The organism is Mycolicibacterium grossiae, assembly GCF_008329645.1.
Taxonomy (GTDB): domain Bacteria; phylum Actinomycetota; class Actinomycetes; order Mycobacteriales; family Mycobacteriaceae; genus Mycobacterium; species Mycobacterium grossiae.
Map to the genome: position 1 here is coordinate 5,066,431 of NZ_CP043474.1, position 22,047 is coordinate 5,088,477.

Here is a 22,047-nt window from a genome sequence, read left to right on the forward strand (position 1 = left end):
CATGGCCGAGAACGAGACGCCCGGGCTGGCAGCGGGGCGCGAGCCCCGACTCGCACAGGGCCGGGAACACGCCGTCGCCACCGTCGACGAAATCCCGCCGGGCACACACAAACTGGTGCCGATCGGTCGGCACGGCGTCGGCGTCTACAACGTCAACGGCACCTTCTACGCCATCGCGAACTACTGTCCGCACGAGGGCGGGCCGCTGTGCGCGGGCCGGGCCCGCGGCCGCAACGTCGTCGACGAGAGCGTCCCGGGCGACGCCGTCATGGTGCGCGACATGGAGTTCATCTACTGCCCGTGGCACCAGTGGGGATTCGAACTCGCCACCGGCACCACGGCGGTGAAGCCGGAGTGGAGCATCCGCACCTACCCGGTCCGGGTCGTCGGCAACGACGTCCTGGTGCAGGCCTGACGGTCGTCCCCGAGGAAGTGGAGTCGAGTTGCCCAACAAGCACGTCGAGATCAACGGCGGCAAGGTCGTCTACGAGATGCTGGGCAAGGAGGGCGACGTCATCGTCCTCACGCCCGGTGGCCGGTTCAGCAAGGACATCCCCGGGCTGAAGCCGCTCGCGCGCAAGCTCGTCGAGGGCGGCTACCGGGTGCTGCTGTGGGACCGGCCGAACTGCGGCAAGTCCGACGTGCAGTTCTACGGGCAGAGCGAATCCCACATGCGCGCCGAGACGCTGAGCCGACTGATCGACGCACTCGAGATCGGGCCCTGCATCCTGGCGGGCGGTTCCGGCGGCGCCCGCGACTCGATGCTGACCACCATGCTGCATCCCGAGCAGGTGACCAAGCTGGTGGTCTGGAACATCGTCGGCGGCGTGTACGGCTCGTTCGTGCTGGGCTCCTACTACATCGTGCCAAGCATCCTGGCCGTCCGTGGCGCGGGCATGCCGGCCGTCGCCCAGGTCGGTGAGTGGCGCGAGCGGATCGCCGAGAACGCCGACAACGAGCAGCGCATCCTGTCCGAGGATCCCGACCGCTTCCTCAAGCTGATGTTGCGCTGGCTCAACGCCTTCGTCCCCAAGCCCGGGCAGACCATTCCCGGCGTCGAGGACGAGATGTTCGACGAGATCCGGGTACCGACGCTGATCATCCGCGGCGGCGAGAACGATCTGGACCACCCGAAGCGGACCTCGTTGGAGGTGAGCTGTCTGATCAAGGGCAGCACCCTGATCGACCCGCCGTGGCCGGAGGACGCCTGGGAGCGCGCGAGTGAGAAGCGCGCACAGGGCAAGGTCAAGCGATTCAACATGTTCGACACGTGGGTGCAGGCGGCCCCGGCCATCCTGAGCTTCCTGGACGGCTGAGAATGCCTCAAACCGTGCGGATGTGGACCTCGCAGTTGAGCGAGGCCTCCAACGCCGTGTGCACCCGGCTCTCGCCGATCCGCTCCAGGTCGGCCCTGCGCAGCGTCACCCGGACCACGTCCCACCCCGCGGGGTCGGCGTCGCGTTCGATCTCGCCCGTGATGCCGAATCCGGCCAGGATGCCCCGCGCGTCGTGGTCGGTGCCGCGGCTGACGTACGTGACGACCCCGGCGGCCGGTTCCACCCCGAAGGTCCCGAACGCCTTGCGGCACAACGCGACCGCGCGGTGCGTCACCACCTCGGCGTCGTCGCCGGCGATGAGGACCTCGACCTGCCTGCGGCCCGCGGGCAACGCACCGAGGTCCGCCGCCACCACGTCCGCGCCCGCGTCGGCGGCCGATCGCGCCAGGGTGGCCATGCCGTCGGTCAACTGTGCCGACGTCAGCCGTGCGGAGGGATCGACGTCCACGCGCACCACCGCCGTTCTCATGCCCGTCAGCCTATCCACGGGCCGGAAGGACCTCACGTGACGACCTCCATCCCGACCTCCGTTCCGCTCAACGCCATCCCGACCACGGCGTGGCCCGGACTCGCGCCGCGCCTGCTCCACACCGCCGGGGGCGTCGAGGGATACGCCGATTACGTCGGGGCGGGCGGCTACCTCCCGCTCGACGACCCCGACCACCTGTTGGCCGAGGTCGACCGCAGCGGTCTGCTCGGCCGCGGCGGCGCCGCGTTCCCCCTGGCGCGCAAGCTCCGTACCGTCCGCGCCGCGCACCAGGCCGGTGCGCGAACCGTGCTGCTCGCCAACGGCGAGGAGGGCGAACCGGCGTCGGTCAAGGACAAGTGGCTGTTGCGCAACCGGCCACACCTCGTCCTCGACGGCATCCGACTCGCCGCCGCCCTCGTCGGCGCGGACCGGGCCTACGTGTACGTGTCCGACCCGGCTGCCGCCGCCGCCGTCGCGACCGCACTCGCCGACGTCCCGCCCGGGGAACCGTCGATCCGGGTGGTGTCGGTGTCCGCGGGCTACGTCGCCGGCGAGGAGAGCGCGGCCGTGCGCGCCGTCAACGGCGGTCCGGCCAAGCCCACCGACAAGCCGCCGCGGCCGTTCCAGGTGGGCGTCGACGGACTGCCCACGCTGGTGAGCAACGTCGAGACGCTCGCCAATCTGCCGTTCGTCCATCGCGACGGCGGACAGGCGTACCGCGCGATCGGAACGTCGGACTCCCCCGGCACGTTCCTCGCCACGGTCACCGGGGGTGGCCGGCCGCCGGCGCTCTACGAACTGCCGCACGGCGTCGCGGTGACCGACGTCGTACGGCACCACGGCGTGTCGCCCGACGCGGTCAACGGCGTCCTGATGGGTGGTTACTTCGCCGGGCTCGTCAACCGCACCGTGCTGGACGCCACGCTGGACCACGAGACCATGCGATCGGTCGGCAGCGCGCTGGGCTGCGGGGCACTGGCCATTCTCACCGAGGACTGCCCCGTCGCCGTCGCCGCCGCCGTCATGGCCTACTTCGACCGGGAGAACGCCGGCCAGTGCGGGTCCTGCTTCAACGGCACCGCGGCGATGTCGGCGGTGACGTCGGCCCTGCGTGACGGTGCCGCGACCGACGAGGACCTCGAGCGACTGCGTCGCTGGTCGGTGGTGCTGCGCGGTCGCGGTGCGTGCGCGACGCTGGACGCGGCCACCAACGTCGCCGCGAGCCTGCTCGCCCAGTTCCCCGATCTCGTCGCCGAGCACCTCTCCGGTGCGTGCGACCCCTGCCGGTCGAGCGCCTTCAGCGCCACCCGGCCCTACGAGGTGGAGGCGATCGCGTGAGCGAGCCGATGCGGGTGAAACTCGACCGGACGGTGTGCGACGGCTTCGGGATCTGCGCCCGGCACGCGCCGGCGTACTTCTCGCTCGACGACTGGGACTACGCCACGCTCGAGGGAGACGGCACGGTGCCCGACGCCGATCGCCCGGCCGTCACGCGCGCGCTGCTCGACTGCCCCGTGCACGCCATCGCGGAGGTCGAGGCCGACGGCACCCCCAAGAGGGCCAACGGCGCGGCGGCGGCGGGCATTTGACGTGGACGTCCCCGGCCGTCCGCTACCCCAGCTCACCGCGCAGAACGAATTCTTTTGGACCTCCGGCGCCGACGGCCGGTTGCGCATCCAGGAATGCCGGACCTGCCGGGCGCTGATCCACCCGCCGGCGCCCATCTGCCGCTACTGCCGCAGCCGCGACCTCGGCGTCCGCGCGGTGTCCGGCAAGGCGACGCTGTCGGCATTCACGGTCAATCACCGGTTCGGCTTTCCGGACCTGCCGCCGCCCTACGTGGTGGCGCAGGTCGCGGTGGCCGAGGACCCGCGGGTGCGCCTGACGACCAACATCGTGGACGCCGACCCGGACGACCTGACGATCGGCCAGGCGGTCGAGGTGGTCTTCCAGGAGGTCGCCGACGTCCACCTACCGGTGTTCCGGCCGTGCGCCGACGGTGACCCGGACGAGGGCCACGGCGCGCTGCCCGCCGACGAGATCGCGCCGCCGGACGTCGCCACGTACGTCCGTGCGCCGCTGACGACGTCGAAGTTCGAGGACCACTCGGCGATCACCGGCATCGGAGCGTCGCGGCTGGGCCGCCGACTGATGGCGCCGCCGCTGGAGCTGACCATCGAGGCGTGCACGGCGGCCGTCGCCGACGCCGGCCTGACCTTCGACGACATCGACGGTCTCTCCACCTACCCCGGCCTCGACGTGGCCGGAATGGGCGAGGGCGGCGTCACCGCACTGGAAGGCGTCCTGGGCCTGCGTCCGACGTGGATCAACGGCGGCATGGACACCTTCGGCCCCGGCGGGTCGGTGATCGCGGCCATGATGGCCGTCGCCACCGGGATGGCGCGGCACGTGCTGTGCTTCCGGACGCTGTGGGAGGCGACGTTCGGCGAGCTGCTCAAGCAGGGCCGGATGTCCCCGCCGGGTGGGTCGCGGACCACGAGCTGGCAGATGCCGTTCGGTGCGACGTCGGCGGCACACACGTTGGCGCTCAACGCCCAACGCCACTTCGACCGCTACGGCACCACCCGCGAGACGCTCGGCTGGATCGCGCTGAACCAGCGGGCCAACGCGGCGCTGAACCCCACCGCCATCTACCGCGATCCGATGTCGATGGACGACTACCTGTCGGCGCGGCTCATCACCACGCCCTTCGGGCTCTACGACTGCGACGTGCCGTGCGACGGCGCGGTGGCCGTGATCGTCTCGGCCGCCGACGTCGCCCGCGACATGCCCAAGCCGCCGGTGTTCTTCGAGGCCGTCGGCACGCAGATCGTGGAACGCACCGACTGGGACCAGACGACGCTCACCCACGAGCCGCAGGTGCTCGGCCAGGCGGCGCACCTGTGGACCCGGACGTCGTTGCGGCCGCACGACGTCGACGTCGCCGAACTGTACGACGGGTTCACGTTCAACTGCCTGTCCTGGCTGGAGGCTCTCGGCTTCTGCGGCATCGGCGAGTCGAAGGACTTCCTCGACGGCGGCGCCGCCATCGCGCGGGACGGCGTCATCCCGCTCAACACCCACGGCGGGCAGCTGTCGCACGGTCGCACGCACGGCATGGGACTCATCCACGAGGCAGTGGTGCAGTTGCGCGGCGAGGCGGGTGACCGGCAGGTCGCCGACGCGAAGGTCGCGGTGGCGAGCAGCGGCGGTCTCACGCCCAGCGGGGTGCTCCTGATGCGGACGGAGGGATGACCGCGCCGACGCCGCGCGTCGTCGTCGTCGACGGCGTGCCGATGTCGGGGCTGACCGGTGTGGCCGAGGCACCGCGGGCCGTCGTCGTCGCCGTGCACGGCGGCGCCACGTCGTCGGCGTACTTCGACTGTCCGGGCCACCCGGACCTCTCGCTGCTGCGGACGGCGCCGGCCGCGGGGTTCACCGTGGTCGCCCTGGACCGGCCCGGTTACGGCGCCTCGGCGCTGTACGCCGACGAGATGGCCGACCCCGACCGGCGGACCGCGCTGGCGTGGGGCGCGGTGCGGACGATGCTCGGCGACACGGCCGGTGTCCCGGTGTTCCTGCTGGCTCATTCGGCGGGATGCGAACTGGCACTGCGGATGGCGCTCGACCCGCACGGCGCGGACGTCGTCGGCATCGAGCTGGCCGGCACCGGCCTGCGCTACCACCCCGACGCCGTGCCGATCCTCGCCGAGGCGACGGTCACGTCGCGGCCGGCCGGACTGCGCGACCTGCTGTGGCAACCCGTGGCGGGGTACCCGCCGGAGGTGCTGACCGGAAGGCTGTCGGCGCCCGGCGTGCGCTATGAGGGCCGCGTCACCGAGCGCTGGGCGAGGCAGGACTTTCCGGCGCTCGCGGCCCGCGTGACGGTGCCCGTGCAGTTCAGCGTGGCCGAACACGAAGCCGTGTGGGACGCCTCCCCGGAGGCCGTCGACGCGGTGCTCGCGGCGTTCGTCGACGCGCCTCTCACGCGGCTCAACCGGATGGCCGACAGCGGCCACAACCTGAGCGTCGGCCACACCGCCGGCGTCTACCACCAGCGGGTGCTCGCGTTCGTGGCCGAATGCACGGCCCGCGGCGCATCCGGCAGCGACGAACGGGAGGCAGGGTGATGCGCGTCGGTTTCATCGGGTTGGGCAGCCAGGGTGGGCCGATGGCCCGCCGGATCGTCGAGGGCGGTTGGGAATTGACGCTGTGGGCGCGACGCGCGGCGTCGGTCGAACCCTATGCGGACACCGCGGCGAAGGTCGCCTCGACGCCCGCCGAACTCGGCGCCGCGAGCGACCTGGTGTGCCTGTGCGTCGTCGGCGACGACGACGTGCGTCAGGTGCTCGACGGCCCGGACGGGGTGCTCGCCGGGATGGCGAGCGGCGGATTGCTCGCCATTCACAGCACCGTGCATCCCGACACGTGTCGGGCGATCGCCGAACTCGCCGCGCAGTGCGGTGTTTCGGTGATCGACGCCCCCGTGAGCGGCGGCGGTCCTGCGGCGGCCGAGGGCACCCTCCTGGTGATGGCCGGCGGTGAGGAGGCCGATGTCGAGCGCGCCCGGCCGGTGTTCGCGACGTTCGCCGACCCGGTCGTGCACCTGGGTGGGCTCGGCAGCGGGCAGGTCACCAAGATCCTGAACAACCTGCTGTTCAGCGCCAACCTCGGCAGTGCGGTGAGCACGCTCGACCTCGGCGAGGCGCTGGGCGTGCCCCGCGACCGGCTGTGCCAGGTGCTGGCGCGGGGTTCGGCGACGAGCAAGGCCGTCAACAGCATCTCGATGTTCGGCGGCACGCTCGAGGGCCTCGCGCCCATCGCCGGGGCGCTGCTGCAGAAGGACGTCCGGCACGCCGCGGCGCTCGCCGACGACGCGTCGGCCCCGCAGGGGTCGGTGTTCACGGCCGCCGACACGGCCCTGGAGTCGATGGACCATCCGAGGTGAGGATCGGCGTCGTCGGTGCCGGGCGCATGGGCAGACCCATGGTGCGACGGCTGGTCGACGCCGGTCACGACGTGCGCGCCGTCGGCCGCACCGAGGCCCGGCGCGCCGAGGTCGCGTCCCTCGGCGCACGTCCCGTCGGCGCACTGGCGGAGGCCGCTCGTGACGCCGACGCCGTCGTCGTGTGCCTGTTCACCGACGATCAGGTCCGCGACGTCTGCCTCGACGGTGAGCTGGTGGCGGCGATGCCGTCCGGCTCGGTGCTGGTGCTGCACACGACCGGGAGCCCGCGGACCGCGCAGGCGATCGCCCAGCGATTCGGCCACGTCGACGTCGTCGACGCGCCGGTGAGCGGCGGGCCGCACGACGTGGCCGCCGGCCGGGTGACGGTCTTCGTCGGTGGCACCGACGACGCGGTCGCCCGCGTACGGCCGGTGCTCGACGCCTACGCGGATCCCATCCTGCGTGCCGGTGCGACCGGGGCCGGGCAACTGGTGAAGCTGGTGAACAACGCGATGTTCGCCGCGCAGATCGGTCTGGTGGCCGAGGGCGCCCGACTCGGCGCGCGGCTCGGCATCGCCGAGAAGCCGCTGCTGGAGGCGCTGGTGCACGGCAGTGCGGCGAGCCGGGCGCTCGGCATGGTCGCCGGTGCCGGGTCGGCCGACGCGTTCCTCGCCGCCGTCGGCGGGTTCATCGGCAAGGACGTCGCGGTGGTCCGGGCGACGGCGGCCGAGCTGGGCGGTGATCTCGGCGCCCTCGAACCCCTGGTGGACGTCGCGCTGCCGGGGTGATCAACGAATCTGCGAGAGTTGGCGATTCGGCTGTTTTCCACCACACCGTGTCGCATACTGTGCCCGTTACAGAACTGCAGCCGTGCGTAACGACGTTCCGCGCCGAGGAGGACCTCGTGACCAAGCCGAGCCTGGAATTCGATCCCGTATCGCAGGAATACTTCGACAATCCGTACGAGATCTACCGGCGGATGCGTGACGAGGCGCCGCTCTACTACGACGAGCGCGAGGACTTCTACGCCCTGACCCGGCACGCCGACGTCGCAGCCGCGCTGAAGGACCACGAGTCGTTCTCGTCGTCGCGCGGCTGCGATCTGGCGATGGTGCGCTCCGAGGAGGGGCCGCAGAAGTCGATCATCTTCATGGACCCGCCGGACCACCGGCACATGCGCAGCCTGCTGAACAAGGCGTTCACCCCGCGCGCCATCCAGTCTCAGCGCGAGACGATCGTCGAACTCGTCGAGCGCTACCTCGGCCGGGTGAATCCCGACCACTTCGACGTGGTGCAGGACTTCTCCGCGCCGTTCCCGGTCGAGGTGATCACCCGCATGGCCGGCGTGCCCGAGGAATTCAGCCAGCAGGTGCGGCACTGGATCGACGTCAGCCTGGAACGGCAGCCCGGGCAGATCGGGTGGACCGACAGGAACATGCAGGCGAACATCGACTCGGGGATGTACTACTACGGGCTGGTCCAGGAACGTCGGGAGAGTCCCCAGGACGACATGATCAGCCGCTTGATTGCCGCGGAGATCCCCGGCCCCGACGGCGCGATGCGTCGCCTCGACGACCTGGAGATCACGGGTTTCGCGGTGCTGCTCGGCGGCGCCGGCGCCGAGACGGTCACCAAGCTCGTCGGCAGCGCCGTGGTCGAGTTCGCCCGGCACCCCGAGCAGTGGCAGCTGCTGCTCGACGACCGCAGCCTGATCCCGGCGGCCGTCGAGGAGCTGCTGCGCTACGTCGGGCCGGTGCAGTACAACGTGCGCTACACGCTCAAGGAGGCCGAGCTGCCCAGCGGCACCGTGCCCGCGCACAAGCCGGTGTTCCTGATGAAGGCGTCGGCGAACCGCGATCCGCGTGCGTTCACCGACGCCGAGACCTTCGACATCACCCGCGACCGCACCGAGGCACAGAACCTCGGGCTGGGGTACGGAATTCACAGCTGCCTCGGCGCGGCACTGGCCCGCCTCGAGACGGCAATCGCGCTGGAGCACCTGCTCGACTTCATGCCGCGCTTCGAGGTGGACTTCGACGGCCTGCAGCGCGTGGCCATGCAGAACGTTGCGGGCTACCACCACGTTCCGGTGCGGGTGCTGCGGTGACCCAGCGCATTGAGGTCGACTTCGGCCTGTGCGAGAGCAACGGCGTCTGCATGGGCATCATCCCGGAGGTCTTCGAACTCGACGACGAGGACTACCTGCACGTGCTCACCGACGAGGTCACCCCGGACAACGAGCAGCAGGTTCGCGAATCCGTCCGGCAGTGCCCCCGCCAGGCGATCGCCATCGTCGACGCCTAGCTGCAAGGGCGCACGCGGTATTCGACGTCTGCGCGAAGTGATCGACCTGATGGACGGTGGAGCGCAGTCACCGAAGGAGACGTGGTTGCGACTGTTGCTCATCGACGCCGGCTATCCGCGGCCGCGGACGCAGATTCCGGTGTCCGACGACGCCGGCCGCGCCTTCGCCTATCTGGACATGGGTTGGGACGACGACGTGAAGATCGCGGTGGAGTACGACGGCGAGCAGCACCGGACGGACCGCGACCAGTGGACCTGGGACGTCCGGCGGCTGCGCGAGGTCACCGACCGAGGATGGCTGCACGTCGAGGTCATCGCCGGTGATCGGCCGGCCGACGTCCTGCGCCGTGTCGCTCGAGCGTGGGCTCAGCGCCGAACCGGCAATCAGAGTGCTTGAACGGCCCGCTTCGTCACACGGAATGTCATTCCGGCGCAGACCGGGCGGCGCACACGCGAGGCAGCTAGCCGAGGCCCGTCACGAGGGCGCCGGTGCAGTGGGCGGCCGACTGTCGGATCTTGGCGGCCTCCTGGTACTGGTCGGACTCGTACCAGGCCCGCGCGGCGTCCGGGGACTCGAACTCCAGGATCACGGTCTGCGGGCCGTGCCAATCGCCTTCCAGCGGCTGGGGCGACGGATCGAAGGCCAGCAGGGTGGCGCCCGCCATCGCCTTGCCGGCGAGCTTGCCGTACTCGGCGAACTTCTCGGGGTCGTGCACGTCCTCGGTGATCACGATGTACGCCTTGGGCACTGCGGTCTCCTCCTCAGTCGGCTTCGCTGATCGCCCGTTCCGGGCAGTTCTGAATCGCCTCGCGCGCAGCGGCTTCGAGGTCGACGGGTACTTCGGAGGGCACGGCGACCGCCCAGCCGTCGTCGGTCATGTCGAACACCTCGGGGCACAGCGTCAGGCACATACCGTGACCGGCGCACCGGTCCTCGTCGACGACCACCCTCATCGCGCGTCGAACTCCAGGTGCAGCTGGGTCAGCCCGCGCAGGATGTAGGTGGGGATGTAGTCGTACCGGCGGTCGCCGGCGGACCCGTGGTGCTCCTCGCTGATGCGGATGTCGGTGGTGCGGTCCAAGAGTCGCTCGAGGCCGACGCGCGTCTCGGCGCGGGCCAGCGGCGCCCCCGGGCAGCTGTGGATGCCGCGACCGAACGCGAGGTGTTGCCGGGCGTTCTTGCGGTCGGGATCGAAGTCATCGGGGTTCTCGAACCGCCGCGGATCCCGGTTGGCCGCACCGTTGATCACCATGACCGTGGTCCCGGCGCCGAGGGTCTGGTCGCCGACGGTGGTGGGGACGCGCGAGAGCCGGAAGTCGCCCTTGACCGGGCTCTCGATGCGCAGGCACTCCTCGATGAAGTTCGGCAGCAGGCTGCGGTCCTCGCGCAGCCGCCGCTGCACGTCGGGCCGGTCGCCGATCACCTTCAACGCCGTGCTCAGCAGCCGGACCGTGGTCTCCTGGCCGGCGGAGAACACGTTGGTGGCGACGCGGACGACGTCGGCCACCTCCGGCACCGTGCCGTCCGGGAAGCTGGCGGTGGCCAACCCCGTCAGCACGTCGTCGCGGGGCTCGGTGCGGCGTTCCTCGACGTAGGTGGCGAACACCTCGTAGAGGTACTCCAGCGGCGTCTTGTTCATCGTCTTGTCCGCGTTGCCGACGGCACTGCCGTGGGTGCCGCGCGCCAGCCGCTCGAGCAGCTCGGGGCGGTCCTCCTCCGGCACGCCGAGGAGGTCGGCGATGATGCGCAGCGTGAAGGGCGCCGCGAAGCCGGAGATGAACTCGCCGCCGCCGGGCGCCAGGAAGCCGTCGAGGATGTCGTCGGCGATCTGCCACATCGCGTCCTCGTTCTCCTTGAGGCGCTTGGGCGTGATGAGGCGCATGAGCAGCGCCCGGTGGTTGGTGTGCGTCGGCGGGTCGAGCGTGGGCAGCTGGTCGGAGAACGGGATCTCGTCGCGGTGCTCGACGATGAGGTCGGTGACGTCGTCCCCCTCGAGCGGGACGGGGAAGCCCGGGAAGGGCCCGGTGACCGAGATGCACGACGAGAAGGTCTCGGCGTCGTTGTAGACGTCGACGGCCTCCTGCCAGCCGGTCACCATGGTGACGCCGTAGTGGTCCTCGCGGGCGACGGGGCACTTGGTGCGCAGCGCCTCGTAGAAGCGGTACGGGTCGTCGGTGAGCCGCCCGTCCCGGAAGAAGTCGACCGTGGTGAGGTCCTCCGACATGCCAGCTCCGTTCGACGGTGAGTCAGTGAGAATATGATTCTCATCTTTGGCTATCACATTTTCATACCGGCCGTAGCGCGTCAACGACCGTCGATGCCGAAGGCGTTCACCGCCAGCGCCAGCAGGTGGTACGCCCCCACGGTGAACACCAGGTCCATGCGCTGCCGCTCGTCGAAGTAGTCGCTCAGCGCGGCCCACGTCGACGCAGACAGAGTGTTGCGGGTGTCGAGTTCGTCGGCGGCCGCGACGACCAGCAGGTCGACGTCCTCGAGGTCGGCGCCGCCGCCCGCCCGCACCGCGGCGATCTCCGCGTCGGTGAGCCCGACGCGCCGTGCCAGCGGCACGTGGTGGTCCCACAGGTACTCCGACTCGCGGTGCAGCGCCGCCCGCAGGATCGCCACTTCGCGCACCCGCGGCGTCAGCGTCGACCGCAACAGCAGGTGCGCGTTGAAGTGCAGGTAGGCCTGCGTCAGCGACTCGTGCCGCAGCAGCGTCGCCAGCAGCGTGCCGGCGTCGCGGGGATTGGCCCGGTCGGCGGGCAGCAGGGGGCTCAGCGCCTCGCGCACCGCCGAGTCCCACTGCTCGTCCGGCAGCGGCGTGATCCGCGACATCTACTGAATCGGTTCGTCGCCGAGCACCGTGGTGCGCAACATCTCCCGCGGCGAGTCCGGGTCGTAGGGCGCCGCCCGGTGCAGCACGCCGTTGTTGTCCCAAATGACGGTGTCCCCCACCGACCAACGGTGCCGGTACACCAGGTGCGGCGCGGTGGCGCGGTCGAGCAGTTCGGCGAGCAGCGCCCGGCCCTCGTCGAGGTCCATGCCGACGACGTGGTCGGCCGACGCACCCAGCACCAGCGACCGGCGCCCGCTGCGGTGCGTCCACACCAGCGGGTGTTCGTGGGTGGGACGGGAGCGCCAGCGCGCCAACTCCTCGGGCGACGGGTCGGCATTCACCCGCCGCTGCGACGCCTCTAGCGAGTGCACCACCCGCAGTGCGCCGTAGCGCTCCTTCTCCTCGTCACTGAACGCCTCGTACGCGGCGTAGGAGTTGGCGAACTCGGTCTCGCCACCCCGGGTGGCGACCTGCTTGGCCGACAGCACGGTGGCCTTCTGCGGGCACTCGTCGTGCAGCGGGGTACAGCCGTCGATGTGCCAGTCGAACGTCGCCCGCAGGTAGGCAGCCGAGGAATTCTTCGCCTGGTCGAGCGTCACGGGATAGATGCCGGGCACCGGGTGATGGCCGTCGGACGAGTGGTCGATCGCACCGAGCCGACGGCAGAACGCCACCTGCGCTTCGGGTTTCAGCCCGAGGCGCGGGAAGACGAGGACGCCGGTGTCCTCGAGCGCGTCGAGCACGGACCGGGCCAGCGAGTCGTCGGCCGCCAGCCGCTCGGGATCGACGCCGGTCACCTCGGCGCCCACCGAGTCGGTGAGCGCGGTGATGGTCAACAGGGCCATGGGGTGGTCCTTCCTCGGGGGGTCGCGGGAGCGCTCACGGCACGGGTGCGCTGATGCGGTCGATGACGGCGTCGGCCGAGTCGGCCGGCTTCTGCGTGCCGAACACCTCGATGGCCATCGAGACCATGATCATCGAGTAGACGAGGTGCAGCAGGTTGAGCGCGTCGTCGGGCAGGCCATCGAGCGGGTACTTGTCGCAGTAGTCGATGGCCTCTTCGAACCGCGGCGTGAACGCGTCGTAGAAGTCGTGCAGTTCGGGCATCGACGTGGCGAGGCGAGCCTCCCACCGCTCGGGTTCGGTGGCCAGACACCACTTCTCGGCGAATCGCTCGTACTCGGCGAAGGCGCTGGGCAGTCGGCTCACCGTCACACCTCCACCGGTCGGCGCTCGCGCTGGTATTCGGTGACCCACTCGACGGCCACGTCATGCAGGTGGCGGACCAGGATCTCCTGGTCGCTCAGCGGGTAGTCGTCGACGATGGGTTCGTCGAGTCCGTACTCCAGCGCCGCCTGCGTACCACTGAGCATGCCGGCGTCCTGCAGCGCGAACTCCTTCAACACCACCGACGCCACCTCGTGTTCGATCCGCTCGCGCACCGTGCGGGCCGGATGAAAGGCGTTGTAGGCCTCGAACCGATGAGTGTTGTGCGACGTGGGCCAGTAGCGGTAGAGCAGGTACCAGCCGTGGTAGATCAGGATCTCCAGGTTGGGGAAGATCTGGAAGTTCGTGATGCCCCACGGTTCGATGCCGCCCGGATTCAGACCGGCCGAGAAGTGCGTCTCGGGGGTGCGCCAGGGGCCGACGAGCCCACTGCGGGTGACGCGTTCGACGGGATACATGAACTCGTCGGCGAGCAGCCAGCGCCGGGTGCCCGCCGTGGACACCAGCCGGTGCGGCCCGTCGATCTGGAAGTGCCCGCACTCGAACGTCGCATTGGGCTGGCGCACCTCGGTCGGCACCTGTTGACTGTGCAGCGACGGCACGTGGTAGTACTCCTGGAAGGCGTCGGCGAAGATCTTCCAGTTGCTGTCGTTGTGGGCGACGAAGTCATAGCGCTCGGTCATGTCCCCGAACGGGTAGTCGTCGAGCGCGGTGATCATCGGCCCGAGGAAGTCGCGCAGCGACCACCGGGGCTCGTCGTCGAAGTTGATGAACACGAAGCCGTTCCAGACGTCGCACTGCACCGGCTTAAGACCGTACTGCTTCTCGTCGAGGCCGAAGAACTCTCCGGGTTGCTGCACGAAGGTCAGCCCGCCGTCGAGGCCGTAGCGCCACCCGTGGTACTTGCAGGTGAACTGCCGGCAGGTGCCCTTGACCTCGACGCCGGGGAAGTCGTTCCACGCCAGCTTGTTTCCGCGGTGGCGGCAGATGTTGTGGAACGCTCGGATCCGCTGATCGCGTCCGCGCACGACGATCACCGAGGTGTTGGCCGCCTCGACCTCCTTGGTCAGGTAGCTCCCGACGCGCGGCAACTCCTCGACGCGGGCGACGTTGAGCCATGCCCGCTTGAACACCGCCTCCCGTTCGAGTGCGTAGAACTCGGGGGAGGTGGAGTCGCGGAACGACACCGGGCCGGTGCCGAGATCCGGATAGTGTTCCGTCCAGCTGCCCTCGGCGGGCTTCGGCCACTTAGCCATGCGAACCTCCCAGTCCTGGTGCGGTATTCGTCGTCACATCACGGCCCCGCCGTTGACGCCGAGGGTCTGCCCGGTGATGAAGCCGGCCTCCTCGGAGCACAGGAACCCGACGGCCGCGGCGATGTCGGCGCCGGTGCCGAGGCGGCCGAGCGGGATGCTGGCCGCCATCTGCTCGTTCGGCGGCAGATGCCCGGCGGCCTGCGACTGGTGCTGCATCGGCGTCTCGATGCCCGACGGCGGGATGTTGTTGACGGTGATGCCCGACGATCCGTATTCGCGGGCCAGCGAGCGGGTCAGGGACAGCAGCGCCCCCTTGGACGCGGCGTAGTGCGCCATGCCCGGCGAGCCGCGCTGGGCACTCGACGACGAGATCATCACGATGCGGCCCCACCCGGCGGCGAGCATGTCGGGGATCGCCACCTGCGCGCAGTGGAACGTGCCGGTGAGATTGACGTCGATGAGCTTCTGCCAGGACGCGAGGGAGATGTCGACGAAGGGGGCGAAGTCGACCAGGCCGGCACTCGTCACCAGCACGTGCACCGGCCCCAGCTCGGTGCGAACCTTCGCGAAGGCCTCCTCGACGGCCCCACGGTCGCTGACGTCCGCCGCGACCCCGAGCGCGGTGACGCCCTCGGCGCGCAGATCCTCGGTCACCCGTTGCGCGGCAGCGCCGTCGAGGTCCAGTACGGCCACCGGGTGGCCGCGCCTGCCCAGCTCGTGGCACGTCGCCTCCCCCATGCCGGAGGCACCGCCCGTCACCACCGCCACCCGTGTCGTTCCCACCGACGCCTCCTACTCGTAGACCACGTGCACCGCACGACTGGTCGGCAGCGTCTGGCAGGTGAGCACCCAGCCCTCGGCCACCTCGTCGTCGTCCAGCGCGTCGTTGTTGAGCATGCGCGCGGTGCCTTCCACCACGCGGGCCATGCACGTTCCGCACGAACCGGTTTCGCACGACGCCGGCGCGCGCAGACCGGCCATGCGGGCGGTCTGCAGCAGCGTGTCCCCCACCCGGTACTCGGCGCGGGTGGTCCGGCGGTCGAGGTCGATGACGACCTCCTCGGTCGCGGCGGACACCGCGTCGGCGTCGTCGGCCGCTGTCGCGACCGTGAATCGTTCGAGGTGCACCCGCGATTCCTTCACGCCGGCGGCCAGCAGGGTGCGTTCGACGGCGTCCATGAACGGCGTCGGACCGCAGACGTAGTAGTGCGCGTCGCCGGCAGGCGCGATGAAGGACTCGATGGCTTCGGGGGTGACGACGCCGACCTCGGCGTCGTAGTGGTGCTCGAGGACGAGCCGGTCGGCGTGGCGCGCGGCGAGTTCGGCCAACGGGTCGGCGAAGATCACCGACTCGCGGGACCTGTTGGCGTAGAACAGCCGAACCCGGCGGCCCGGGTCGGCGAGCGCGGCACGGGCCAGCGACATGATCGGCGTGATCCCACTGCCGCCGGCGAAGGCGACGACCTCGGTGGCGCCACTGAGGTCGCCGCGCAGGACGAACCGTCCCTCCGGCGGTGCCGCATGCAGCTCGTCGCCCGCGCGTGCGGAGTCGTTGAGCCAGTTCGACACCACGCCACCGGGGTCGCGCTTCACGGTGATCCGCAGTTCGCCGTCGACCGGCGCCGAGGACATCGAGTAACAGCGCCGCAGATCGTGGCCGTCGATCCGCACGCGCAGCGTCAGGAACTGGCCGGCCTCGTAGCGGTACCGGTGTGAGCACTCCGCGGGCACGTCGAGCACCAGCGAGACGGCATCGGAGGTCTCGCGCACCACCCGCGCGATGCGCAGTGGCGTGAATCCGTCGGTCGTCGAAGCAGCCATCGTCGCAATGTTATCAAGTACTTGTCATTAATCTCAAGTAGTTGACGCCTTTTCTCCCGCGATCGACGTCAGCCCTCGACGTGGTCGGCGTAGAGCTGATGCCCGGTGCCCTGCTCGACGACGCGGCCGAGCAGTTCACGCAGCGTCTTCTGCTCGGCGGCGCTCAGCACGCCGAACACCTTGTCGTGCGCGGCGACGGCGTCGTGGACCACCGCTGCGGCGACGTCGCGGCCCTGCTCGGTGAGGAACGCCTGCAGGATGCGACCGTGCTGCGGATCCTGCCTGCGCTCCACGAGCCCGCGCTTCTCCAGGGCGGTCAGCGCCAACTGCACGCCCTGCGGACTGATCAGCAGGCGACGGGCGAGTTCGGCGCCCGAGAGACCCGGTTGATTCGACAGTTGCCGCAGCACGCCGATCTGCGCGGTGCTGACGCCGTGACCGCTGACCGCGTCATTGACCGACGTCAGCGAGAAGTAGAACGCCTGCTTGAGCAGCCACAGGATGTTGTCGGTCAGTTCGATGCCCACCGCGTCGCGCTCGCCCATGCCTAGACGTTAACCGCCCGCAAAACCGCCCGTACCGCCGCGGTGGATCACTCCGTCCTTCATGACGAAGCGCACGTCGAGCAGGGCCGCGACGTCCGCCGACGGGTCTCCCGGCACCGCGATCACGTCGGCGAGGAATCCCGGTGCGAGGCGGCCCAGTTCGTCGGCGACGTCGATGAGGTCGGCGCTCGTGACGGTCGCCGCCCGGATCGCCTCCATCGGCGTCATGCCGCGGGACACCAGCGCGATCAGCTCCTTGGCGTTCTGGCCGTGCGGAACCGCGGGAGCATCGGTGCCGCAGGCGATTCGCACGCCTGCGGCGATGGCCTTGGGCAGCATGGCTTGGGCACGCGGAAAGACGTCCTCGGCCTTGCGGCGCAACTCGGGTGCGATGCGGTCGACGGCCATCGCCTCGGTGAGGTACGTCGTCGACACCAGGAACGTCCCGTGGTCGACCATCATCTGGATGGTGTCGTCACTGGCGAGGAAGCCGTGTTCGATGCAGTCGATGCCGGCGCGAATGCAGGCGCGAATGGCGCTGTCTCCCACGGCGTGCGCGGCCACCCGGACGCCGGCGCGGTGGGCCTCGTCGGCGATCGCGGCGAACTCGTCGTCGGAGTACTGCTGGGCGCCGGGGGCCGTGCTGTGCGACATGACGCCGCCGGAGGCCGACACCTTGATCAGCTTCGCGCCGTGCCGCACCTGGTACCGCACGCAGGCGCGCACCTCGTCGATGCCGTTCGCGATGCCCTCGGCCACCGACAGCGGCATGATGCCCGGCGCAAGGCGCTGGAACACCGTCGGGTCGAGGTGCCCGCCGTAGGGCGTCACGGCATGGCCGGCCGGGAAGATCCGCGGGCCGACGTGCCAGCCCTGGTCGATCGCGCGCATGAGCGCGACGTCGAGCAGGTACCCCCCAGTCTTGACCATGAGACCGAGATTCCGCACGGTGGTGAACCCGGCATCGAGCGTGGTGCGGGCATTCACGGCGCCGCGCAGCGTGCGGTAGGCCGGATCGTCCTGCACGCCGTGCATCGGGCTCGGCAGGCCCTCGGGACCGCCCGGACCGCCGATGAGCAGGTTCAGTTCCATGTCCATCAGACCCGGCAGCAACGTCACGTCGCCGAGATCGTGGACCTGCGCCGCCTCCGCCGGCTCCACGGCGGGGTTGACCGCCGTGATGCGGTTGCCCTCGATCACCAGCACGGCGGGCGAGCGCACCACGCCGGCCTCGACGTCGGCCCAGCGGGCCGCACGCAGGACGGTGACGGTCACGGCACCGGCTCGGAGTCGCAATTCAAGGACGTCGCACCGGAATCCGGTACCCGCGGCTGCTTCCAGCACTCGACGGGGAAGGACACCATGATCATCGAGTAGAGCAGGTGCATCAGGTTGAGCACGTCCTCGGGCAGGTCGTCGAGGGGAAACTTGTCACAGAAGGCGATCGCCTCCTCGGCCCGCGGCGTGATGGCGTCGTAGAACGCCTGCATCTCGCGCATGGAGGTGGCGAGCCGCTTGGCGTAGCGCTCCCCCTCCGAGCCCAGGCACCAGTCGGAGAAGCGCTCCAGATCGGCGAATTCGACGGGCAGCAGCGACGTCTGGCTGACGGTCATCGCCCTCACACCTCGACTGTCTTGCGACGGTAGTCCGCCACCCAGGCGGCAGTCTCGGAGTGCAAGTGCCGGATGAGCACTTCCTGGTCGCACAGCACGAAGTCGTCGAGCACCCGCGACTCGATCATGCTCTGCGTCGCCTCGAGGGTGTTCGCGTCCTGCAGGCCGTACTCCTTGAACGACACCGCCGCCAACTCCTGAGCGATGCGCTCGCGCGGGGTGCGCGGCTCCGGGAAGTAGACCGTGCCCTCGAAGACGTGCGTGTTGTGCGACGTCGGCCAGTAGTGATACGTGAGGTACCACCCCTGGCCCCAGAACAGGATGACGAAGTTCGGGAAGAGCTGAAACGAATCGAGCCCCCACGGCTCGCATTTCGCCGGGTTGAGACCGGCGGGCATCGCGCCGAGGTCCTGGGCGTCCCACGGACCGAACAGTCCACTGCGGCAGATGTCTTCGATGGGCTTGCGCATCTCGTCGGCCATCTCCCAGGCCCGCACTCCGGAGGTGCTCACCAGGCGGTGTGGCCCCTCGATGCGGTAGTGCGGCGCTTCGAACCCTGCCTCGGCGGCGGCCTTCGAGTACGCGGTCGGCGACTGGTTCGCATGCAGTACCGGTGCGTGGTAGAACTCCTGGAACGCGTCCATGTAGAGCTTCCAATTGGCCTTGACCTCGGACTGGTAATGCCAGCGCGAGGTCATGCGTTCGAAGGGATAGCCCTCGAGATTCGTGATCATGGGTCCCAGGAAGTCGCGCAGGGACTGCTCGGGTTCGGCGGCGAAGTTGACGAATACGAAGCCCTCCCAGACGTCGCAGTGCACCTCGACGAGGCCGTAGCGGCTCTTGTCCAGGTCGAAGAACTCGCCTTCCTGCTGCACGAAGGTCAGGTTGCCGTCGAGGTCGTAGCGCCAGGCGTGGTACTTGCAGGTGAACTGTCGGCAGACGCCGCTGGTCTCCTCCAGCGGCATGTCGTTCCACACCAGCTTGTTGCCGCGGTGCCGGCAGATGTTGTGGAAGGTCTTGATCTCCCCGCTCGTCGTGCGCACGACGATGATCGAGGTGTTGACGACCTTCAGCTCCTTGGTGAAGTAGCTGCCCTTGCGCGGGATGCGCTCCACGCGGCCGACGTTGAGCCATGCCCGCCGGAACACGGCTCTGCGCTCGACCTCGTAGAACTCCGGGTCGATCGAGTCCTCGTAGGACACCGGTGCCGTGCCGAGTTCGGGATAGTGCTCGGTCCAGCTGCCCTCGGGCGGTTTCGGGAATCGGGCCATCGTCGCCTCCTGGTGGGTGGGAACCCTGCTGCCGCCACTCGCGAACCGCGTCGGATCGAACACGCGCAGCTGACGTTTCGCCATTTCGGAGGAGCCGGCACGGCCGACGGTATATGCTTCGCCGAGCAATCGCAAGTAGTTGATATTGAGCCGGAGGTCTCGCGGAGTGCACGTCGACGAGCTGTACATCGGTGGACGGTGGCGCTCACCGAGCACCGACGGCCACATCGAGGTCGTCTCCCCGCACACCGAGGACGCCGTCGCCCGCGTCGCGGCCGCCGGGCCCGCCGACGTCGACGCCGCCGTCACCGCCGCCCGCGCGGCCATCGATGGGGGCCCGTGGCCGCACACTCCGCCGGCGGAGCGCATCGCCACCCTCCGGCGGCTCGCGTCCGCCTACGGCGCCCGGCGAGAGGAGATGGCGCAGACCATCACCGCTTCGATCGGTGCCCCCATCTCGTTCGCTCGGCGCGCGCAGGTGGCCCTGCCGTGCTCGATGATCGAGGCCTTCTGCGACCTCGCCGAGGATCACCCGTGGCGGGAGACGCGCGCCGGCCGCTATGGCGCCGACGTGCACGTGCGACGCGAGCCGGTGGGCGTGGTGGCCGCGATCGTGCCGTGGAACATGCCGCAGTTCCTCACGATCACCAAGCTCGTCCCCGCGCTGCTCGCGGGGTGCGCCGTCGTGCTCAAGCCCGCGCCCGAGTCACCGCTGGACGCACAGCTGCTCGCCGAGATCCTCGACGAGGTGGGGCTGCCGGACGGCGTGGTCAGCGTGCTGCCCGGCGGCGTCACGGTCGGCGAGGCACTGGTGGGCCATCGCGGCGTCGACAAGGTGTCGTTCACCGGCTCCACCGCGGCGGGCCGCGCCGTCGCCACGGCGTGCGCGGGCGACCTGCGGCGCGTCAGCCTGGAACTCGGCGGCAAGTCCGCCGCGATCGTGCTCGACGACGCCGACCCCGCGACCGTCGCCACCGGCGTCCGCGCCGCCAGCCTGTCCAACAGCGGCCAGATCTGCAATGCGTTGACGCGCATCCTCGTTCCGCGGACCCGGGCCGACGTGTTTACCGCGGCGCTCGCCGCGGAGATGGACGCACTGACCGTGGGCGATCCCACCGACCCGGCGACGCAGCTGGGGCCCCTGGTCGCTCGACGTCAACAGGAGCGGGTCACCGGGTACATCGAGCAGGGCAGCGCCGACGGCGCACGTCTGGTGACCGGCGGGACGGGCATGCCCGACGGCGTCGACCGCGGCTGGTACGTCCGGCCGACGCTGTTCGACCGGGTCGACAACGCGATGGCCATCGCGCGCGAGGAGATCTTCGGCCCGGTCCTCGCGGTGCTCCCCTACGCCGACACCGAGGATGCCGTCCGCATCGCCAACGACTCCGACTACGGCCTGGCCGGATCGGTGTGGACCGACGACGACGACCGCGGCCTCGCCGTCGCCGCGGCCATCCATACCGGAACCTTCGGCGTCAACCAGGGCTACACCATGGATCCGTTCGCCCCGTTCGGCGGAGTCAAGGCCAGCGGGTACGGCCGCGAACTGGGCCGTGAGGGCATCGACGGCTACACCGACACCAAATCGATCGCCGTGGCACCGAGAAGGAGCGCCTAGACATGACGACCGTCCGCAATCCCGAACCCACCGCGGCCCGGCCGTGGGCGCCGCACCGCGCCCGCATCTACTTGGGCACGGCGGTGTTCACGTTCGCGGTGTTCCTGTTCATGACCATCGGCGTGGCCACCGGTCTGGTGGAGCCGACGTTCACCGCCGACGTCGTGGCCAACCTGCTGTTCGGCATCCCGGTCCTGTTGCTCCCGCTGGTGATCCTCTGGGACGCGCCGGGTGAGCGGCGGACGAAGCTGGACAAGGCATCCGAGCTGACGCTGTTCTACCTGCCCTACACGGCCGGCAGCCAGATCGGCTACGAACTCGTGTTCCTCGTCGGCCACCCGCTGGGCCTGTGGGCGCCCACCGACGACCCGGGCTGGAAGTGGTTGTGGTGGCAGTACGCACTCGCCGACACCCGCTACGTCAGCGGCAATCCGTGGATCTTCGCCCTCGAGGTGGTCGGCGTGCTGACCGGCGTGACGGTCTTCGTCGCGTGGTCGCGGCTCATCACACCCGAACTGCCGCTGGAGTCCCGCATCCGGTGCCTCTGGGTGGCGTTCGCCGGCGTCGCGGTGTTGATGAGCAGCACCGCGGTCTACTTCCTCGCCGAGGTCGGCGCCGGCTTCGCCAACATCGGCCAGGGCGCGTTCGGCTTGTGGTTCAAGTTCATCGGCGAGAACGTCCCGTTCATCGTGCTTCCGCCCCTGGTGCTCTACGCCACCCACCTGCAGATCGATCACCTCACCCGCCGCGCCGGTCCACGCCAGGACGACGTCACGACGGCGTGACGGTCACGCACGA

General features: G+C 70.0%; 26 protein-coding genes and 1 pseudogene. 13 read left to right on the plus strand and 14 right to left on the minus strand.

Going from position 1 to position 22,047, the window contains the following annotated elements; genetic code table 11:
• Position 1 precedes the first annotated feature (1 nt).
• Both FZ046_RS24230 and FZ046_RS24235 read left to right on the plus strand, forming a co-directional pair.
• Complete coding sequence (locus FZ046_RS24230) at positions 2 to 415, plus strand: Rieske (2Fe-2S) protein (RefSeq protein WP_070353853.1); 414 nt, start codon at positions 2 to 4, stop codon at positions 413 to 415.
• A 76-nt stretch (positions 416 to 491) separates the two neighbouring features.
• On the plus strand, positions 492 to 1,316 hold the full coding sequence (locus FZ046_RS24235) for an alpha/beta fold hydrolase (protein ID WP_125939732.1): 825 nt from the start codon (positions 492 to 494) through the stop codon (positions 1,314 to 1,316).
• A 7-nt stretch (positions 1,317 to 1,323) separates the two neighbouring features.
• Here the strand turns inward: FZ046_RS24235 and FZ046_RS24240 are convergent, their stop codons facing one another.
• Positions 1,324 to 1,806 carry a hypothetical protein gene (locus tag FZ046_RS24240; RefSeq protein ID WP_070353851.1) on the minus strand — a complete coding sequence of 161 codons (483 nt, stop codon included), beginning with the start codon at positions 1,804 to 1,806 and terminating at the stop codon, positions 1,324 to 1,326.
• A 36-nt stretch (positions 1,807 to 1,842) separates the two neighbouring features.
• Here FZ046_RS24240 and FZ046_RS24245 point away from each other — a divergent pair, with 36 nt between their 5' ends.
• From FZ046_RS24245 to FZ046_RS24285, 9 genes and pseudogenes are all read left to right on the plus strand, one after another.
• The gene (locus FZ046_RS24245; protein ID WP_246182850.1) at positions 1,843 to 3,144 is read left to right on the plus strand and encodes an NADH-ubiquinone oxidoreductase-F iron-sulfur binding region domain-containing protein; all 1,302 of its coding nucleotides are present in this window, start codon (positions 1,843 to 1,845) and stop codon (positions 3,142 to 3,144) included.
• Positions 3,145 to 3,152: 8 nt separating this feature from the next.
• On the plus strand, positions 3,153 to 3,395 hold the full coding sequence (locus tag FZ046_RS24250) for a ferredoxin (RefSeq protein WP_070353885.1): 243 nt from the start codon (positions 3,153 to 3,155) through the stop codon (positions 3,393 to 3,395).
• 1 nt (position 3,396) lies between these two features.
• On the plus strand, positions 3,397 to 5,061 hold the full coding sequence (locus FZ046_RS24255; protein ID WP_070353850.1) for a thiolase C-terminal domain-containing protein: 1,665 nt from the start codon (positions 3,397 to 3,399) through the stop codon (positions 5,059 to 5,061).
• Positions 5,058 to 5,936, plus strand: coding sequence for an alpha/beta hydrolase (locus tag FZ046_RS24260; protein WP_070353849.1), 879 nt, complete (start codon positions 5,058 to 5,060; stop codon positions 5,934 to 5,936). The genes FZ046_RS24255 and FZ046_RS24260 overlap by 4 nt, the downstream gene beginning before the upstream one ends.
• On the plus strand, positions 5,936 to 6,754 hold the full coding sequence (locus tag FZ046_RS24265; RefSeq protein WP_070353883.1) for an NAD(P)-dependent oxidoreductase: 819 nt from the start codon (positions 5,936 to 5,938) through the stop codon (positions 6,752 to 6,754). Before FZ046_RS24260 ends, FZ046_RS24265 begins: the two co-directional genes overlap by 1 nt.
• A 26-nt stretch (positions 6,755 to 6,780) precedes the next feature.
• Positions 6,781 to 7,542 (plus strand): NAD(P)-dependent oxidoreductase, encoded by a 762-nt coding sequence (locus FZ046_RS24270; protein ID WP_070353884.1) that lies wholly within the window; start codon positions 6,781 to 6,783, stop codon positions 7,540 to 7,542.
• Positions 7,543 to 7,658: 116 nt separating this feature from the next.
• Positions 7,659 to 8,861 carry a cytochrome P450 gene (locus FZ046_RS24275; RefSeq protein ID WP_070353848.1) on the plus strand — a complete coding sequence of 401 codons (1,203 nt, stop codon included), beginning with the start codon at positions 7,659 to 7,661 and terminating at the stop codon, positions 8,859 to 8,861.
• Positions 8,858 to 9,058 carry a ferredoxin gene (locus FZ046_RS24280; RefSeq protein WP_070353847.1) on the plus strand — a complete coding sequence of 67 codons (201 nt, stop codon included), beginning with the start codon at positions 8,858 to 8,860 and terminating at the stop codon, positions 9,056 to 9,058. Before FZ046_RS24275 ends, FZ046_RS24280 begins: the two co-directional genes overlap by 4 nt.
• Positions 9,059 to 9,062: 4 nt before the next feature.
• Positions 9,063 to 9,455, plus strand: a pseudogene (locus tag FZ046_RS24285) (hypothetical protein); the annotation flags it as partial.
• 64 nt (positions 9,456 to 9,519) lie between these two features.
• Here the strand turns inward: FZ046_RS24285 and FZ046_RS24290 are convergent.
• The 13 genes from FZ046_RS24290 to FZ046_RS24350 form a co-directional block, all read right to left on the minus strand.
• Positions 9,520 to 9,807, minus strand: coding sequence for a DUF1330 domain-containing protein (locus FZ046_RS24290; protein WP_070353846.1), 288 nt, complete (start codon positions 9,805 to 9,807; stop codon positions 9,520 to 9,522).
• Positions 9,808 to 9,820: 13 nt separating this feature from the next.
• Positions 9,821 to 10,012: a ferredoxin gene (locus FZ046_RS24295; RefSeq protein ID WP_070353845.1), complete on the minus strand. Its 192-nt coding sequence runs from the start codon at positions 10,010 to 10,012 to the stop codon at positions 9,821 to 9,823.
• Positions 10,009 to 11,283: a cytochrome P450 gene (locus tag FZ046_RS24300; protein ID WP_070353844.1), complete on the minus strand. Its 1,275-nt coding sequence runs from the start codon at positions 11,281 to 11,283 to the stop codon at positions 10,009 to 10,011. The genes FZ046_RS24295 and FZ046_RS24300 overlap by 4 nt, the downstream gene beginning before the upstream one ends.
• Before the next feature lie 80 nt (positions 11,284 to 11,363).
• Positions 11,364 to 11,894, minus strand: a complete 531-nt coding sequence (locus FZ046_RS24305) for a carboxymuconolactone decarboxylase family protein (RefSeq protein WP_070353843.1) — start codon at positions 11,892 to 11,894, stop codon at positions 11,364 to 11,366.
• Positions 11,895 to 12,740 (minus strand): TauD/TfdA dioxygenase family protein, encoded by an 846-nt coding sequence (locus tag FZ046_RS24310; protein WP_070353842.1) that lies wholly within the window; start codon positions 12,738 to 12,740, stop codon positions 11,895 to 11,897.
• Between the two features lie 34 nt (positions 12,741 to 12,774).
• Positions 12,775 to 13,104: a hypothetical protein gene (locus tag FZ046_RS24315; protein ID WP_070353882.1), complete on the minus strand. Its 330-nt coding sequence runs from the start codon at positions 13,102 to 13,104 to the stop codon at positions 12,775 to 12,777.
• A gap of 2 nt (positions 13,105 to 13,106) precedes the next feature.
• On the minus strand, positions 13,107 to 14,378 hold the full coding sequence (locus tag FZ046_RS24320) for an aromatic ring-hydroxylating oxygenase subunit alpha (protein ID WP_070353841.1): 1,272 nt from the start codon (positions 14,376 to 14,378) through the stop codon (positions 13,107 to 13,109).
• Positions 14,379 to 14,411: 33 nt separating this feature from the next.
• On the minus strand, positions 14,412 to 15,116 hold the full coding sequence (locus FZ046_RS24325; RefSeq protein ID WP_070353881.1) for an SDR family NAD(P)-dependent oxidoreductase: 705 nt from the start codon (positions 15,114 to 15,116) through the stop codon (positions 14,412 to 14,414).
• 54 nt (positions 15,117 to 15,170) lie between these two features.
• Positions 15,171 to 16,199, minus strand: a complete 1,029-nt coding sequence (locus tag FZ046_RS24330; RefSeq protein ID WP_070353840.1) for a ferredoxin--NADP reductase — start codon at positions 16,197 to 16,199, stop codon at positions 15,171 to 15,173.
• A 68-nt stretch (positions 16,200 to 16,267) separates the two neighbouring features.
• The gene (locus tag FZ046_RS24335) at positions 16,268 to 16,720 is read right to left on the minus strand and encodes a MarR family winged helix-turn-helix transcriptional regulator (protein WP_070353880.1); all 453 of its coding nucleotides are present in this window, start codon (positions 16,718 to 16,720) and stop codon (positions 16,268 to 16,270) included.
• Positions 16,721 to 16,753: 33 nt separating this feature from the next.
• On the minus strand, positions 16,754 to 18,019 hold the full coding sequence (locus FZ046_RS24340) for a metal-dependent hydrolase family protein (RefSeq protein WP_070353839.1): 1,266 nt from the start codon (positions 18,017 to 18,019) through the stop codon (positions 16,754 to 16,756).
• Complete coding sequence (locus FZ046_RS24345; RefSeq protein ID WP_070353838.1) at positions 18,016 to 18,357, minus strand: hypothetical protein; 342 nt, start codon at positions 18,355 to 18,357, stop codon at positions 18,016 to 18,018. The genes FZ046_RS24340 and FZ046_RS24345 overlap by 4 nt, the downstream gene beginning before the upstream one ends.
• A 5-nt stretch (positions 18,358 to 18,362) precedes the next feature.
• Positions 18,363 to 19,628: an aromatic ring-hydroxylating oxygenase subunit alpha gene (locus FZ046_RS24350; RefSeq protein ID WP_070353879.1), complete on the minus strand. Its 1,266-nt coding sequence runs from the start codon at positions 19,626 to 19,628 to the stop codon at positions 18,363 to 18,365.
• Between the two features lie 166 nt (positions 19,629 to 19,794).
• On the opposite strand from FZ046_RS24350, the gene FZ046_RS24355 reads away from it, so the two are divergent.
• The gene (locus FZ046_RS24355) at positions 19,795 to 21,249 is read left to right on the plus strand and encodes an aldehyde dehydrogenase (protein WP_070353837.1); all 1,455 of its coding nucleotides are present in this window, start codon (positions 19,795 to 19,797) and stop codon (positions 21,247 to 21,249) included.
• Between the two features lie 2 nt (positions 21,250 to 21,251).
• The gene (locus FZ046_RS24360; RefSeq protein WP_070353836.1) at positions 21,252 to 22,034 is read left to right on the plus strand and encodes an emopamil-binding protein; all 783 of its coding nucleotides are present in this window, start codon (positions 21,252 to 21,254) and stop codon (positions 22,032 to 22,034) included.
• Positions 22,035 to 22,047: the final 13 nt, after the last annotated feature.